The sequence below is a fragment of the Streptomyces griseomycini genome, assembly GCF_014203535.1.
In the GTDB taxonomy this organism is placed as follows: Bacteria; Actinomycetota; Actinomycetes; order Streptomycetales; family Streptomycetaceae; genus Streptomyces; species Streptomyces griseomycini.
This window is the reverse complement of sequence record NZ_JACHJI010000015.1, coordinates 98,653-113,544: the sequence shown is the minus strand read 5'-3', so window position 1 is coordinate 113,544 and position 14,892 is coordinate 98,653. Positions and strand designations below refer to the sequence as shown.

Annotated in this window: 13 protein-coding genes and 1 pseudogene; 8 read left to right on the top strand and 6 right to left on the bottom strand. The window is 72.6% G+C overall.

Annotated elements, in window-relative coordinates:
- Positions 1 to 45: 45 nt before the first annotated feature.
- On the bottom strand, positions 46 to 1,581 hold the full coding sequence (locus FHS37_RS31680; protein ID WP_184827567.1) for a gamma-aminobutyraldehyde dehydrogenase: 1,536 nt from the start codon (positions 1,579 to 1,581) through the stop codon (positions 46 to 48).
- Between the two features lie 199 nt (positions 1,582 to 1,780).
- Between FHS37_RS31680 and ybiA the strand changes: the two genes are divergently transcribed.
- On the top strand, positions 1,781 to 2,386 hold the full coding sequence (gene ybiA, locus FHS37_RS31675) for a riboflavin biosynthesis intermediates N-glycosidase (protein ID WP_184827566.1): 606 nt from the start codon (positions 1,781 to 1,783) through the stop codon (positions 2,384 to 2,386).
- Here ybiA and FHS37_RS40040 read toward each other — a convergent pair.
- Positions 2,383 to 3,234, bottom strand: a complete 852-nt coding sequence (locus tag FHS37_RS40040; protein WP_229890092.1) for a DUF4190 domain-containing protein — start codon at positions 3,232 to 3,234, stop codon at positions 2,383 to 2,385. The genes ybiA and FHS37_RS40040 overlap by 4 nt on opposite strands.
- Positions 3,235 to 3,386: 152 nt before the next feature.
- Here FHS37_RS40040 and FHS37_RS31665 point away from each other — a divergent pair, with 152 nt between their 5' ends.
- The 3 genes from FHS37_RS31665 to FHS37_RS31655 all read left to right on the top strand — a co-directional run bounded on the left by FHS37_RS31665 (position 3,387) and on the right by FHS37_RS31655 (position 6,483).
- Positions 3,387 to 4,454 carry an adenosine deaminase gene (locus tag FHS37_RS31665; RefSeq protein WP_184827565.1) on the top strand — a complete coding sequence of 356 codons (1,068 nt, stop codon included), beginning with the start codon at positions 3,387 to 3,389 and terminating at the stop codon, positions 4,452 to 4,454.
- Positions 4,455 to 4,474: 20 nt separating this feature from the next.
- Positions 4,475 to 5,224, top strand: coding sequence for a glycerophosphodiester phosphodiesterase (locus tag FHS37_RS31660; protein WP_184827564.1), 750 nt, complete (start codon positions 4,475 to 4,477; stop codon positions 5,222 to 5,224).
- Positions 5,225 to 5,328: 104 nt separating this feature from the next.
- The gene (locus FHS37_RS31655; RefSeq protein ID WP_184827563.1) at positions 5,329 to 6,483 is read left to right on the top strand and encodes a serine hydrolase domain-containing protein; all 1,155 of its coding nucleotides are present in this window, start codon (positions 5,329 to 5,331) and stop codon (positions 6,481 to 6,483) included.
- Here FHS37_RS31655 and FHS37_RS31650 read toward each other — a convergent pair.
- From FHS37_RS31650 to FHS37_RS31635, 4 genes and pseudogenes are all read right to left on the bottom strand, one after another.
- On the bottom strand, positions 6,476 to 6,997 hold the full coding sequence (locus tag FHS37_RS31650) for a hypothetical protein (protein ID WP_184827561.1): 522 nt from the start codon (positions 6,995 to 6,997) through the stop codon (positions 6,476 to 6,478). The two genes, FHS37_RS31655 and FHS37_RS31650, sit on opposite strands and share 8 nt — an antisense overlap.
- Positions 6,998 to 7,045: 48 nt before the next feature.
- Positions 7,046 to 7,584 (bottom strand): annotated as a pseudogene (locus tag FHS37_RS31645) (HXXEE domain-containing protein).
- Positions 7,585 to 7,613: 29 nt separating this feature from the next.
- Positions 7,614 to 8,792, bottom strand: a complete 1,179-nt coding sequence (locus tag FHS37_RS31640; protein WP_184827559.1) for a polyamine ABC transporter substrate-binding protein — start codon at positions 8,790 to 8,792, stop codon at positions 7,614 to 7,616.
- Positions 8,793 to 8,996: 204 nt separating this feature from the next.
- Positions 8,997 to 10,436 carry a gamma-aminobutyraldehyde dehydrogenase gene (locus FHS37_RS31635; RefSeq protein ID WP_184827556.1) on the bottom strand — a complete coding sequence of 480 codons (1,440 nt, stop codon included), beginning with the start codon at positions 10,434 to 10,436 and terminating at the stop codon, positions 8,997 to 8,999.
- A gap of 204 nt (positions 10,437 to 10,640) precedes the next feature.
- Here FHS37_RS31635 and FHS37_RS31630 point away from each other — a divergent pair, with 204 nt between their 5' ends.
- The 4 genes from FHS37_RS31630 to FHS37_RS31615 all read left to right on the top strand — a co-directional run bounded on the left by FHS37_RS31630 (position 10,641) and on the right by FHS37_RS31615 (position 14,869).
- Entirely contained in the window at positions 10,641 to 11,159 is a 519-nt protein-coding gene (locus FHS37_RS31630) for an Lrp/AsnC family transcriptional regulator (protein WP_184827554.1), read from the top strand.
- A gap of 2 nt (positions 11,160 to 11,161) precedes the next feature.
- Entirely contained in the window at positions 11,162 to 12,535 is a 1,374-nt protein-coding gene (locus tag FHS37_RS31625; protein WP_184827552.1) for an aspartate aminotransferase family protein, read from the top strand.
- A 217-nt stretch (positions 12,536 to 12,752) separates the two neighbouring features.
- A complete protein-coding gene (locus tag FHS37_RS31620; RefSeq protein WP_184827550.1) occupies positions 12,753 to 13,502 on the top strand; it encodes an ABC transporter ATP-binding protein in 750 nt (249 codons plus the stop codon).
- Positions 13,484 to 14,869, top strand: a complete 1,386-nt coding sequence (locus FHS37_RS31615) for a hypothetical protein (protein WP_184827548.1) — start codon at positions 13,484 to 13,486, stop codon at positions 14,867 to 14,869. Before FHS37_RS31620 ends, FHS37_RS31615 begins: the two co-directional genes overlap by 19 nt.
- Positions 14,870 to 14,892: the final 23 nt, after the last annotated feature.

Genomic DNA, 14,892 nt, shown 5'->3' with positions numbered 1-14,892 from the left:
TGGTGCCCTTTCGGGAGGGTGGCCGCGGGTCGGGCGGCCTGGCTGCTATCGGTCCCCGAAGATGGTGCGGTGCCAGTCCTTGCGGGCCACCGCGGTGTTGTCGAACATGACGTGCTTGATCTGGGTGTACTCCTCGAACGAGTACGCGGACATGTCCTTGCCGAAGCCGGACGCGCGGTAGCCGCCGTGCGGCATCTCGCTGATGATCGGGATGTGGTCGTTGATCCACACGCATCCCGCCTTGATCTCGCGGGTGGCCCGGTTGGCGCGGTAGAGGTCGCGGGTCCACGCGGAGGCGGCGAGCCCGTACGGGGTGTCGTCGGCCAGGGCCAGGCCCTCGTCGTCGGTGTCGAAGGGCAGGACGACCAGCACCGGTCCGAAGATCTCGGACTGCACGACCTCGCTGTCCTGCGGGGCGTCGGCGATGAGGGTGGGGCGGTAGTACGCGCCGTTCGCGAGGTCGCCCCGCGGGGCCTCGCCGCCGGTCACCACGCGCGCGTAGGCGCGCGCCCGGTCGACGAAGCCGGCCACGCGGTCGCGCTGGGCGTGCGAGACCAACGGGCCGAGGTCGGTGCCGGCGGCGAAGGGGTCGCCGAGCCGGACCGTCTCCATCAGGGCGGCCGTCCGCTCGACGAACGCCTCGTAGAGCGGGCGCTGCACGTACGCGCGCGTGGCGGCGGTGCAGTCCTGCCCGGTGTTGATCAGCGCGCCGGCGACCGCGCCGTTGACCGCGGCGTCGAGATCGGCGTCGTCGAAGACGACGAGGGGCGCCTTGCCGCCGAGCTCCAGGTGGAGGCGCTTGACGGTGGCGGTGGCGATCTCGGCGACGCGCCTGCCGACGGCGGTGGAGCCGGTGAAGGAGGTCATGGCCACGTCGGGGTGGCCGACGAGGTGTTCACCCGCCTCCTTTCCGGTGCCGGTGACGATGTTGACGACTCCGTCCGGGAGGCCGGCGTCGGTGGCGGCCCGGGCGAACAGGAGTGAGGTCAGCGGGGTGAGCTCGGCGGGCTTGAGGACGATGGTGTTGCCCGCGGCGATCGCCGGGAGGATCTTCCACGCGGCCATCTGGAGGGGGTAGTTCCAGGGCGCGACGGAGCCGACGACGCCGATCGGCTCGCGGCGGACGTAGGAGGTGTGGTCGCCGGAGTACTCGCCGGCCGACTGGCCCGTCAGGTGACGGGCGGCGCCGGCGAAGAAGGCGATGTTGTCGACGGTGCCCGGCACGTCGAACTCACGGCTCAGCTTCAGCGGCTTGCCGCACTGCAGGGACTCGGCCTGCGCGAACTCCTCGGCGCGCTCGGCGACGACGGCGGCGAACCGGTGCAGGGCGTCGGAGCGCTCGCCCGGGGTGGCGCCCGCCCAGGCCGGGAACGCCTCACGGGCCGCGGCGACGGCAGCGTCCACGTCGTCGGTGCCGGCGAGTTCGTAGGTGTACACCTCCTCGCCGGTGGCCGGGTCGACGACCGCGTGGGTACGGCCCGAGGTTCCCTTCGTCACACGTCCCGCGATGAACTGCGCCCCGTCCGCGAAGCGGTCCTGGGCGGGGAATCGTTCCGGGGCGGCGTTGCCCGGGTTGTGCATGTCGCTCTCCTCCGTGTCCCCGAGAGGGGGCGGCGTGGCTCCAGCTCGATTTGAGTGCCGATCCTGACAGAGGGATGGAACCCCAACAAGTGATTCCGTTGTTGCCTTTTGGTTACGCGACGGAATCTGTCGACCGGGTGTCGAGTAACCACGGAAAAGGCAGGACGGAGTGTCAGTGGTGCGTGCCAGACTCGCGTGCATGGAAGGGATCACGGGGGCGGCGGTGAGCGGGACGACGGGGACGATCGGTTCCAGGGAGGCGCTGGTCGAGGCGCTGCGGGCCGGGGAGAGGGTCAAGTACCTGCACTTCTGGGGACATCGGCCGCTGCCCGACGGCCGGATCGGGGCGAGCTGTCTGAGTCAGTGGTGGCCGTCGCCGTTCACGGTGGACGGCGTCCGGTACGCGACCGCCGAGCACTGGATGATGGCGGCCAAGGCCCGGCTGTTCGCGGACGCGGAGGCGGAGCGGCGGGTGCTGGCCGCGGACCACCCCTCGCAGGCGAAGAAGGCGGGGCGGCTGGTGCGGGGCTTCGACGAGGCGACATGGAGCCGGGAGCGGTTCCGGATCGTCGTGGAGGGCAGTGTCCACAAGTTCGCGGCGCATCCGGACCTGCGGGACTTCCTGCTGAACACGGGCGAGCGGGTGCTGGTCGAGGCGAGCCCGGTGGACCGGGTGTGGGGCATCGGCCTCGCGGCGAACGACGCGGGGGCGGCGGACCCGGAGCGGTGGCGGGGGCCGAACCTGCTGGGGTTCGCGCTGATGGAGGCGAGGGCGCGGCTCCGGGCGGGCGGGGGCGCCGCCTAGAGGGATGTGGTGAGGACGAGCACGCCGAATCCGGTGCCCAGGACCGTGCCGACCGCTCCGCAGATGATCCCGGCCAGGGCCTGGCCCGGGTTCGTGGCCTCGCCGCGGGCGGCCTTGCCCCGGCCGACCGCACCGAAGATCACGCCCAGGACGCCGAGCAGGATGGCCACCGGCCACAGGCAGAACACGGCGGCCGAGATGATCCCCAGCACCAGTCCGGTCACGCCCAGCCCGTTGCTCGGCACCGGCGCCATGCCGGTCCAGCCGTAGTAGGCCTGTCCCGGGACACCGCCGTACCCGGGCGGCGGCGCGGCCGGGTGGCCGTACCCGCCCGGATAGCCGTACGGGACCCGGCCGGGCCCGTCGGGGGCTATGGGCGGCGGCGGGACCGGCTCGCTCGCGGCCGGGGGCGCGAAGGGATCGGCCGGCGAACCGTGGGCGGGGGGCGGGGCGGGCGCGCCCATCGCGGGGAACGAGGTGACCGTCTGCTGGTCGTGCAGGGAGGAGGGGGCCGCGGAGGGGGAGGACCAGGGCTGGGGGTCGCCGACCGCGAGGGTCTCACCCGGACCGCCGGAACCGGGGCCGGGACCGCCGGCTCCCCGGCCGGAGGCCGGTGTGCCGTGGGCCGGAGGTGCCCAGGGGTCGGGGGTGCCTGCCGTCGCCGGCGTGTCCGGCGCGCCCAGGTCCACCAGCGGACCGTCCTGCGGCACCGCGTCCCCGGCACCGCCGCCGACCGGTGCCGGCCACACGCCGGGGGCCTGCGGATCCTCTGACGGCGCACCGCCCCCCGTGGCCCCGGTGGATCCCGTGTTCTCCCGCGCTCCCGGCGTCTGCGCGTCGTCGGACATCCGCTTGGGCCCCCTTAGTCGAACGTCCCGTCATGCTACGGCGCGGTCCACCACCGCGCGCACCCGGCCTACGATGATCCCCGATCCACCGATCAGCCGATCACCCGCGTCCCGCCGCGCACCGGCCGGGGACGCCGTTCCGGGGAGGAACATTGACCGACCGCCTCGACGCAGCCACCGCCGGCCCGGGCCGCGACCTGCACGCCTTCATCGCCGGACTGCCCAAGGCCGAACTGCACGTGCACCACGTCGGCTCCGCCTCCCCCCGCATCGTCTCGGAACTGGCCGCCCGCCACCCCGACTCCAGGGTCCCCACCGATCCCGAGGCCCTGGTCGACTACTTCACCTTCACGGACTTCGCCCACTTCATCGAGGTATACCTGTCCGTCGTCGACCTGATCCGCACCCCCGAGGACGTCCGCCTGCTGACCTACGAGGTGGCCCGCGAGCTGGCCCGGCAGCAGGTGCGGTACGCCGAGCTGACCATCACCCCGTTCTCCTCCACCCGCCGCGGCATCGACGAGCGTGCCTTCATGGACGCGATCGAGGACGCCCGCAAGACGGCCGAGACCGACTTCGGGACCGTGCTGCGCTGGTGCTTCGACATCCCCGGCGAGGCCGGCCTCGAGTCCGCCGAGGAGACCACGCGGCTCGCCACCGACGACCGGCTGCGTCCCGAGGGCCTGGTCTCCTTCGGCCTCGGCGGACCCGAGATCGGCGTCCCCCGCCCGCAGTTCAAGCCGTACTTCGACCGCGCGATCGCCGCCGGGCTGCACTCGGTGCCGCACGCCGGCGAGACCACCGGCCCGGAGACGGTGTGGGACGCACTCGACGAGCTGCGCGCCGAGCGGATCGGGCACGGCACCAGCTCCGCCCGGGACCCCGAGCTGCTCCGGCACCTGGCCGAGCGGCGCATCGCCCTGGAGGTGTGCCCCACCTCCAACATCGCCACCCGCGCGGTCACCACCCTCGACGAGCACCCCGTCAAGGAGTTCGCACGGGCCGGCGTCCTGGTCACGATCAACTCCGACGACCCGCCGATGTTCGGCACCGACCTCAACAACGAGTACGCGGTCGCCGCGCGCCTGCTCGGCCTCGACGAGCGGGGCCTGGCCGACCTGGCGAAGAACGCGGTCGAGGCGTCCTTCATGGACCCGGCGGGCAAGGCGGGACTGGCCGCCGAGATCGACGCCTACACCACGACCTGGCTCGCCCCCTGACCGCTCCTCGGAGGGCCGCCATGCAGAACGTGACCGCCGTGGCCCACCGCGGCGACCCCTACCGCGTCCGCGAGAACACCCTCGCCTCGCTGCGTTCCGCGCTCCGCCGGGGCGCGGACGCGGTCGAGATCGACGTACGCCTCACCCGCGACGGCGTGCCGGTGCTGCTGCACGACGAGACGCTGCTGCGCCTGTGGGACCACGACCGCCCGGTGCTCGCCCTGTCGTGGGAGGAGGTACGCGACGTCACGGAGGGCGGAGTGCCGACCCTCTCCGACGCGCTGACGGCGACGGACGGCAGCCGCGTGATGATCGATCTGCCCGGCGTGCCGGACGCCCGTGCCGCGCGCCGGGTCGTGGACGCCGTGCGCGCGTGCGACGCGCAGGACCGGGTCTACTACTGCGCAGGCGCCCACGCCATGCTCGCCGTGCGCGCGGCGGACCCGTCCGCCGAGATCGCCCTCACCCGGGCCACCCTGGCCCCGCCGCGCGCCGGCCTCCTGGCGGCGATCCGCCCCCGCTGGCTGAACTACCGCTTCAGCCTGGTGGACCGGACGCTCGCCGACCGCGTCCACCGCGACGGCTACCTGCTCTCCGTCTGGACCCCGGACACCCGCCGCTCCATGCGCCGCCTGCTGGCGCTGGGGGTGGACTCGATCACCACCAACCGCATCGACGTCCTGTGCGCACTGCGCGGCACCGGACCCCGGGACGGCGCGGCCGCCTCAGGGGCAATCCCTGACAACCCCCACGCCGCAGAAGGAAGTTGATCAGGGAAACGCCAGGGCAGGCGCCCTTCTCGGTGATGATCCGGACACGCGCGTACGGCCGGAGGATGATCACGTCCATCCACCGATACCCCTTCGGAGCACCGATGCGCGTCCGCCGTCGCACCCCCCTCCTCGCCGCCTCCCTCGTCCTCGCCCTGGGCGCGGGCCCACTCGCCGCGCCCGCCCTCGCCTCCCCCTCCTCCCCGGCCGCCGTGTGCACCACGACCCCCTCGAACGGCGCGCTGTGCGACGCGATCGAGGGGCTGCCCGACGAGGACGCGACCGCCGCGCTGGTCCGACTGGGCGGCACCGAGGGCTCCTGGCGGGGCAGTTCGGGGGTGCGGGACCTGGTGAGCGGCCGGGCGGCCGACCCGAACGCGCGCTTCCGGGCCGGTTCGACGACCAAGGTAGTGACGGCGGCCGTCGTCCTCCGGCTGGCCGCCCAGGGCGAGGTCGACCTCGACGCGCCGGTCGAGCGCTACCTCCCCGGGCTGCTCGGCCCCGAGTTCACGGTGCCCGTCACCGTACGGAACCTGCTGAACCACACCAGCGGCATCCAGCCGGGCGACGGCTGGGGGGACTCCTTCGCGGAGCAGTACGCGCACCGCCACGACACGCTCTCACCGCAGCGGGTGGTGGCCTCGGCGGTCGCGAAGGGGCCGGCGTTCACCGCCGGCGAGCGGCAGCAGTACCTGAACGTCAACTACACGGTCCTCGGCATGCTGATCGAGAAGGTGACCGGGCGCCCGTACGCCGCCGAGGCCACCCGGCTCGTGCTGCGCCCCGCCGGGATGCGGCACACGTACTTCCCGGGCACCGATCCCCGCATCCGGGGACCGCACAACCGCGGCTACCAGGCGGTGCCCCGGCCCGACGGGACGACACGCCTCGTCGACGTCACCGAGTGGAACCAGTCCGACCGCTGGGCGGCCGGTGACATGATCTCGACCACCACCGACCTGGAGCGTCTCGTCACGGCCCTCTTCGGCGGGCGGATCGTGCCCGAACCGCAGCTGCGGGAGATGTTCACCGTCCCGGCGGACATCCCCGACGCCACTTACAGCGCGGGCCTGCAGCGCTGGGAGCACGAGGGCACCGTCTACTGGTTCAGGACCGGCGCCCGCCACGGCTACAGCTCCGCGATCGCCGCGACCGAGGACCTGAGCCGCACCCTCGTGTACTCGATCGCCGACACCGACGCGAAGGACACCGCGCCCAACCCGGTCGCCGACCGGATCCTGGCGGCCGCCCTCATGTAGCGGGCAGGGGCGCCGTGTTCGGCGTGAGCGCCTCCAGTCGCCTGATCCTCCTCCGCACGACGTACAGCGGGATCACCCCGAACACGCCGAACGCCATGTCGATGACGCTCCACCAGAAGGGGATGCCGCGGATCGGGCCGCAGACGAGGGCGAGCGGGATGATGCCGGCGCAGGCGATCATGCCGAACTCGACGACCCAGATGTTGCGGACGGGGTCGCGGTAGGGGCCGTAGAAGGCGACCGCGATGACGAGGTGGGCGAAGGCCAGCCAGTCGGTGCCGTAGAGGAGGAAGGGGTGGTCGGCGTCGGCGGTGTCGAGTCCGTCCCGGACCCGCTCGATCCATTCCATGAGGGCGGGGAGGTGCTCCGGTGCGTCCAGGGAGCGGAGCACCTCCTCGGTCCAGCGCAGTTCGTGCACCAGGGGGAAGGCCGTGGCGCCGCTGAGCACCAGGCAGACGACGAAGAACACCAGCCAGGCGCGGATGCCCTTGAGCAGGGCGGCTCTGTCGCTCATGACGGCAGCGTACGCCTGTGTTGAACATGTTCAAAAACCGGGTCGGGGTCAGCGGTCCGCACGCGCCGCGCGCACCAGGCGGCGCGCCACCGCGTGCGACGCGGCCGTGGCCGCCCCCGCCGTCGCCAGGCCGACGGCCAGGTCGCGGGGGCGGGCGGGGCGCAGCACGACGGCCCGGCGCAGCCGACCGCGCGCCCAGAGGGTGAACGGCACGACCAGCAGCGGCGAGGTCACGGAGCCGGGGTGTAGCCGCGCACGGCCGCCGCCTGGGCGAGGTGGACCAGGCCGTGCAGTCCGAAGCCGTCCAGGGCGGACCGGTGGAAGGCCGAGCGGCCTGCGGTCCGCCGCCCGGCGACCGACGCGGCCGCGACGATCGCCCCCGTCACGCCCACCGCCACGGTGAATTCACGCCGGTCGAGCGCCTCGGCCCGTCGCCACACCCGCTCCGGCACCTCCGGGAACCGCTCGCGCAAGGCGGGCACGTTGCGCCGCAGCCAGCCCGGCAGGGTCGCCGGCTCCTCCAGGTCGTGCAGCGCCCAGGCCGCGAGCAGCCCGTAGGTGACCGGTCCCGCCCACGTGTCCTTCACGCGATGAGTCGTCCATGCGGCCGATCCTGCTACAGCCCCGCGATCCCGTTCCAGCGCCCGGCGAACTCCGTGCGCTCCTTCGGGGTGATGTCCCGCGCGATCACCAGCCGTTCGCGCATCGCCGCGTCCGGGAAGACCAGCGGGTCCTCGGCCAGGGACGCGGTCTCCTCGTCGGACGAGGACGCGAGGACGTCGCGGGCGGCCGGGACCGGACAGACGTAGTCGACCCAGGCGGCCAGTTCGGCGGCCACCCCGGGGTCGTAGTAGTGGTCGGTCAGCCGCTCGGCGTTGGCCTTGTGCCGGGCCAGGTCGGGGATCATCAGGGACTCCGACCACAGTTCGGCGCCCTCCTCCGGGACGACGAAGCGGATGTCCGGATCGTCCGCCTGGAGCTGGACCACGTCACCGGAGTACGCCTGGCAGGCCAGCACGTCACCGCTGCTGAGGTCCTTGATGTAGTCGTTGCCGGTGAAGCGGCGGATCTGCCCCTTGGCGACCTGCTCCTCCACCTGGTCGCACATCCGGTGGAAGTCGTCCGCCGTCCAGCGCGTGATGTCGACCCCGTCGCCCTGCATCAGCAGCGCGAACGCCTCGTCCAGGCCGGAGAGCAGGGTCACCCGGCCCCTCAGGTCGCCCGCCCACAGGTCGGCCACGCCGCGGATCTCCCGGCCGAGTGCGCGCCGGTTGTACGCGATCCCGGTGATGCCCGACTGCCACGGCACGGTGAACCTCCGGCCGGGGTCGAAGGCGGGGGAGCGCAGGAGCGGGTCCAGGTACCGCGTGACGTTCGGCTGACGGCCGCGGTCCATCTCCTGCACCCAGCCGAGCCGCACGAACCGCGCGCACATCCAGTCGCTGATGACGATCAGGTCGCGGCCGGTGGGTCGGCGGTTCATCAACGCCGGGCTGATCTTGCCGAAGAACTCGTCGTTGTCGTTGATCTCCTCGACGTACTCGACGGCGATGCCGGTGCGCTCCTCGAACGCCTCCAGCGTGGGCCGCCGGCCCGGACGTTCGTCGTCGGTGTCGATGTACAGCGGCCAGTTCGCCCAGGTCAGCCGCTTGTCGCGGGCGGAACGGTCGGCGGCGGCGCGCTCACCGGGCGGGATGTACGCGGCGGGCACCCCGCAGCCGGCGAGCCCGCCGAGCAGCGCGCCGCCGCCCAGGAGCAGCGAACGGCGGGAGAGGGACGAGCGTTTCAGCGGCATTCCGGCAGCATGCCGCCCCCTCCCGCAGGCGGACAATCGACGGTGCGTCGAGCAACGGTGCGCAGACCCGGCACCGTGCCAGCGGGCCCCGTGCCCAGAGGGGCGCGGGGAACTGCGCGACCGGCCCCGGACGGCCCGCGGCCTCCTGGCGGCCGGAGCCCGGACGGCACCCGGGGGCTTCGGCCGCCTCACCCAGCGGAGCGCCTACGCGTCCAGGGACGTCATCACGTGCTTGACGCGCGTGTAGTCGTCGAAGCCGTACGCCGAGAGGTCCTTGCCGTAGCCGGACTTCTTGAAGCCGCCGTGCGGCATCTCGGCGACCAGCGGGATGTGGGTGTTGATCCACACACAGCCGAAGTCGAGCTTCTTGGACATCCGCATCGCGCGGGAGTGGTCCTTGGTCCACACGGAGGACGCCAGGGCGTACTCGACCCCGTTGGCGTACTCGACGGCCTGGTCCTCGTCGGTGAAGGACTGGACGGTGATGACCGGGCCGAAGACCTCCTTCTGGATGATCTCGTCGTCCTGCTTCAGGCCCGAGACGACGGTCGGCGCGTAGAAGAAGCCCTGCTCGCCGACGCGCTTGCCGCCTGCCTCCACGCGCGCGTGCGCGGGCAGGCGCTCGATGAAGCCCTCCACCTGCTTGAGCTGGTTGGGGTTGTTGAGCGGGCCGAACAGGACGTCCTCGTCGTCGGGCATGCCGGTCTTGGTGTCGCCCGCGGCCTTGGCGAGCGCCGTGACGAACTCGTCGTGGATCGACTCGTGGACGAGGACGCGCGTGGCGGCCGTGCAGTCCTGGCCGGCGTTGAAGAAGCCCGCCACCGAGATGCCCTCGACGGCCTTGGCGATGTCGGTGTCCTCGAAGACCACGACCGGGGCCTTGCCACCCAGCTCCAGGTGGACGCGCTTGAGGTCCTTGGACGCGGACTCGGCGACCGACATGCCCGCGCGCACCGAACCGGTGATGGACGCCATCGCCGGGGTGGGGTGCTCGACCATCATGCGGCCGGTGTCGCGGTCGCCGCAGATGACGTTGAAGACGCCCTTGGGCAGGATCGAGCCGAGGATCTCGGCGATCAGGACGGTGGAGGCCGGGGTGGTGTCCGACGGCTTCAGGACGACCGTGTTGCCCGCGGCGATCGCCGGGGCGAACTTCCACACGGCCATCATCATCGGGTAGTTCCACGGGGCGACCTGGGCGCAGACGCCGACCGGCTCACGGCGCACGATGGAGGTCAGGCCCTCCATGTACTCGCCGGCCGAGCGGCCCTCGAGCATCCGCGCCGCGCCCGCGAAGAAGCGGATCTGGTCCACCATCGGCGGGATCTCCTCGGTGCGGGTGAGCCCCACGGGCTTGCCCGTGTTCTCCACCTCGGCCGCGATGAGTTCCTCGGCGCGCTCCTCGAAGGCGTCCGCGATCTTCAGCAGGGCCTTCTGCCGCTCGGCCGGGGTGGTGTCGCGCCAGCCGGGGAAGGCCTCGGCGGCGGCCGCCATCGCGGCGTCCACGTCCGCCTGTCCGGACAGCGGAGCGGTCGCGTACGCCTCGCCGGTCGCGGGGTTGACCACCTCGGTGGTCCGTCCGTCGGCGGCGTCCCGGAACTCCCCGCCGATGTAGTTGCGCAGACGACGCAGCTCGGTGCTCACTGCAGGCCCTCCTGGTGTTCCTTGTGGGTGTCCGAGGTGTCGGGTCGGAACGTGTCGAGGTGTCCAACCTCTGAGACACCCACCCTAAACCGACGGCTGACGTTTTCAACACCCCCACCCGCCCCGCATCTGCGAAATCCGCAAACTGAGACGCCGCAGACAACGAATTTCATCGGATGAACCTTGCGGAACTGTCGAGACGTCGTGCACAGTGGCCTCGTGGCCAGTCGAAGCGCAGACCCGAGGGACTCCCGCGAGTCCAAGAACGGCGGCGGTCCCCAGTTGGACGCCGTCTCCCTCGCCATCATCGAGCAGCTCCAGGAGGACGGCCGCCGGCCGTACGCCGCCATCGGCAAGGCCGTGGGCCTGTCCGAGGCGGCCGTGCGCCAGCGCGTCCAGAAGCTGCTGGACCAGGGCGTGATGCAGATCGTCGCCGTCACGGACCCGCTCACCGTGGGCTTCCGCCGCCAGGCGATGGTCGGGGTCAACGTCGAGGGCGACGTCGAGTCCGTGGCCGACGCGCTGGCCGCCATGTCCGAATGCGAGTACGTGGTGATGACCGCAGGCTCCTTCGACCTGATGGTCGAGATCGTCTGCGAGGACGACGACCACCTTCTGGAGGTCATCAACAAACGCATCCGGGCCGTGCCCGGCGTGCGCTCCACCGAGAGCTTCGTCTACCTCAAGCTCAAGAAGCAGACCTACATGTGGGGAACCCGATAATCGTGAGCACCGACCGTCCCGACGACCTCAGCAAGTCCGCGTACGACCACTTGTGGATGCACTTCACCCGCATGTCCTCGTACGAGAACTCCCCCGTCCCCACCATCGTCCGGGGCGAGGGCACCCACATCTACGACGACAAGGGCAAGCGCTACCTCGACGGCCTCGCGGGCCTGTTCGTGGTGCAGGCGGGTCACGGCCGTACGGAGCTCGCGGAGACCGCGTCCAAGCAGGCGCAGGAGCTGGCCTTCTTCCCGGTGTGGTCCTACGCCCACCCCAAGGCCGTCGAACTGGCCGAGCGCCTCGCGCACGAGGCCCCGGGCGACCTCAACAAGGTCTTCTTCACCACCGGCGGCGGCGAGGCGGTCGAGACCGCCTGGAAGCTCGCCAAGCAGTACTTCAAGCTGATCGGCAAGCCGACCAAGTACAAGGTCATCTCCCGCGCGGTCGCCTACCACGGCACCCCGCAGGGCGCCCTGTCCATCACCGGACTGCCGGGCCTGAAGGCCCCCTTCGAGCCCCTCGTCCCGGGCGCGCACAAGGTGCCCAACACCAACTTCTACCGCGCCCCGATCCACGGCGACGACCCGGAGGCCTTCGGCCGCTGGGCCGCCGACCAGATCGAGCAGCAGATCCTCTTCGAGGGCCCCGACACGGTCGCCGCGGTCTTCCTGGAGCCGGTGCAGAACGCCGGCGGCTGCTTCCCGCCCCCGCCCGGCTACTTCCAGCGGGTGCGCGAGATCTGCGACCAGTACGACGTGCTGCTCGTCTCCGACGAGGTCATCTGCGCCTTCGGCCGGCTCGGCACGACGTTCGCCTGCGACAAGTTCGGCTACGTCCCGGACATGATCACCTGCGCCAAGGGCATGACCTCGGGCTACTCCCCCATCGGCGCGTGCATCGTCTCCGACCGCCTCGCCGAGCCGTTCTACAAGGGCGACAACACCTTCCTGCACGGCTACACCTTCGGCGGCCACCCGGTGTCGGCCGCGGTGGGCCTCGCCAACCTCGACCTGTTCGAGCGCGAGGGCCTCAACCAGCACGTGCTGGACAACGAGGGCGCCTTCCGCGCCACCCTGGAGAAGCTGCACGACCTGCCGATCGTCGGCGACGTCCGCGGCAACGGCTTCTTCTACGGCATCGAGCTGGTCAAGGACAAGGACACCAAGGAGTCCTTCGACGCGGAGGAGACCGAGCGGGTCCTGTACGGCTTCCTGTCGAAGAAGCTGTTCGAGAACGGCCTGTACTGCCGCGCCGACGACCGCGGCGACCCGGTCGTCCAGCTCGCCCCGCCGCTGATCTCCGACCAGGAGACCTTCGACGAGATCGAGCAGATCCTGCGCGCGACGCTGTCGGAGGCGTGGACGAAGCTGTGAGCCGCCGACGGCTGTGATCTTCCGCTGGGATGATCATCAACGGCCCCGGTGCCGCCCGTTCGAGTGAGAAACGGCGGCCCGGGGCCGCGTGCTGTCCGGCCTCGTGCCGTGGCCTGCCTAGCGTTCCTGTGACCGATCGGCCCTGCCTTCGTTCCCCCGGACGGGGGACTGACCCGAACCGCGCACGGCATTTCCGATCCGAACCGAGGTGTACGCCATGGTGGCCCCACCGGACAACGACGTGCTCTGGGCACGTGCCCTGCACTTCCGGCACGACGACGGCTCACCCGGGCTGAGCGGGGTCTCGCTCGGCGTCCGGGAGGGCGAGATCCTCGCCGTCGGCGGCCCGCGCGGCAGCGGCAAGACGACACTGCTGCGCTGCCTCTCGGGTCTGGTGCCCGCCCGCAGCGGTGAGGTCTGGTTCAACAGCGTGCCCGTGCACACCATGGGTCCCGTCGCCCGGGAGCGGCTGCGCCGGGAACGCTTCGGGTGGGTCGACCCCGACCCGGTGCTCGTCCCCGAGCTGAACGTCTGGGAGAACGCCGCCCTGCCCCTGATGCTGCGCGGCACCGGGCGGCGCCGGGCCAAGACGGCCGCCATGGAGTGGCTGGAGCGCCTCGACATCGGCGACAAGGCCCGCAAGCACCCGGACGTGCTGGTCCAGGCGGAGCGGCAGCGGGTGTGCATCGCCCGCGCGCTCGCCCCGGCGCCCTCGGTGGTGTTCGCCGACGAACCGACCGCCCCGCTGCACCGCGCCGACCGCCGGCACGTGCTGCGCACGCTCACCGCGGCGGCCCGTTCGCACGGCATCACGGTGGTCCTCGCGACCGCCGACCCGGACACCGCGGCCATCGCCGACCGCACGGTGTCGCTGCTCGACGGGCGACGCGTGCGCACCGTGCACCTGCCCCCGGTCTCCGGGACCGCCGAGACGGAAGGCCGGGCGGCGTGCTCGCTCTCCGTCTGACCCGAGGCGCCCATCCCGCCGTCCAGCTGCGCCGCCTGCTGGTCGCGACCGCGTCGGCGGGCACGGGTTTCCTGCTCCTGTGCGCCCTCGGCCACGCGCTGGGCCACCCCGGCACACCGTCCGCCTCGGCGCTCCGGCTGGCCTGGTGCGCGGCCCCGATGGCGGCCACCGTGTACTTCGCGGTCGCGGTGGCCCGCAGCGACCCGGGCACCCGGCCCCGGCCCGGTCTGTCGGCGGTCGGCCTCGGCCCGGCCCGTCTGATGGCGGTCTCCGCTGCGACCACGGCCCTGTCCTGCGCGCTGGGCTCGCTGTTCGCCCTGCTGGTCTTCCTGCTCCTGCGCGGCGACCTCACCGGCGTGCCCTTCGGCGGCGCCGCGACGGACTCCCTCGCCGTGGACCGGCCGCTGCCGCTCCCGGCGGCCCTGACGTTGCTGGCCCTGGTGCCGCTGAGCGCGTCGGCGGCGGTGGCGGTGGCACTGCGTCCGCGCGAGCCGGTGACGGGCGCGCCCCGCAGCGCGCGGGCGTACGGCCGCTTCGGCGCGGGCCGGCGTCCGGCGAGGCCGGAGACCTTCGGGGCGTACGGGCGGTTCGGCAAGCATCTGGGGACGGCGCGCGGACGGCGGGCGACCGCCGTACCGCAGGAACAGGCGCAGGCGCAGGCACAGGCGCAGGCGCAGAGGCAGGACGGTGTCCCGGACGCCTCCGGGGCGGTGACCGACCTCCCGGAAACGGTCCCCGGCACCCCGGAGACGGCCGTCGGGGCCCTGCCCGCCGCCGTCCGACCGGCGCTGTCCGGCCTCCCCTGGGGCATCACCGTGCTGGCCGTGGGGCTGGCCGTGGAGGTCTTCGCGAGCCGTACGGGCGCCGACGGCGCGCCCGCCGACCGGCCCGGCGCGCTGGTCGGGCTGGCCCTGACCGCCGCCGGCCTCGCCCTGGCCGGTCCCGGTCTCACCCATCTGTGCGGGCTGCTGCTCCAGACGGCCCGGCCGGGCGCGCTGCGCCTGCTGGCCGGGCGGATCCTCATGACGGAGGCCGTCCGCATCGGCCGCCCGCTGGGGGTGGTCTGCGCCGTGCTGTCGGCCGCCTGCACCATGGTCTCGCTGAACGAGCCCGAGGGACCGTCCGTCGGCCCGCTCACCGCGCTCGGGGTGCTGCTGGTGGCCGGCTGCACGACGGCGACCCTGCTGACGGCGGCCGTCGAGGCCAAGCACGCCCGCGCCGACACCACGGCCGCGCTGCTGCGCCTCGGGGCGCCCGTCACGACGCTGCGCAAGGCCGCCGCGCTCCGCGCCGGTGCCCTCCTGGCCCTGTTCGGGCCGCTGACCCTGCTCGTGGCCGAGCTGTCGGCGTGGACGCTGGCCCGCTGAGGCCCGTACGAAAAAATCCTCGA

Bases quoted from the DNA above. Each gene is read 5' to 3' on its own strand.
- FHS37_RS31640 (WP_184827559.1), bottom strand. From the start codon at position 8,792: ATGCCGCTGAAACGCTCGTCCCTCTCCCGCCGTTCGCTGCTCCTGGGC.
- FHS37_RS31660 (WP_184827564.1), top strand. From the start codon at position 4,475: ATGCAGAACGTGACCGCCGTGGCCCACCGCGGCGACCCCTACCGCGTC.
- FHS37_RS31650 (WP_184827561.1), bottom strand. From the start codon at position 6,997: ATGAGCGACAGAGCCGCCCTGCTCAAGGGCATCCGCGCCTGGCTGGTG.
- FHS37_RS40040 (WP_229890092.1), bottom strand. From the start codon at position 3,234: ATGTCCGACGACGCGCAGACGCCGGGAGCGCGGGAGAACACGGGATCC.
- ybiA (WP_184827566.1), top strand. From the start codon at position 1,781: ATGGAAGGGATCACGGGGGCGGCGGTGAGCGGGACGACGGGGACGATC.
- FHS37_RS31620 (WP_184827550.1), top strand. From the start codon at position 12,753: ATGGTGGCCCCACCGGACAACGACGTGCTCTGGGCACGTGCCCTGCAC.
- FHS37_RS31680 (WP_184827567.1), bottom strand. From the start codon at position 1,581: ATGCACAACCCGGGCAACGCCGCCCCGGAACGATTCCCCGCCCAGGAC.
- FHS37_RS31655 (WP_184827563.1), top strand. From the start codon at position 5,329: ATGCGCGTCCGCCGTCGCACCCCCCTCCTCGCCGCCTCCCTCGTCCTC.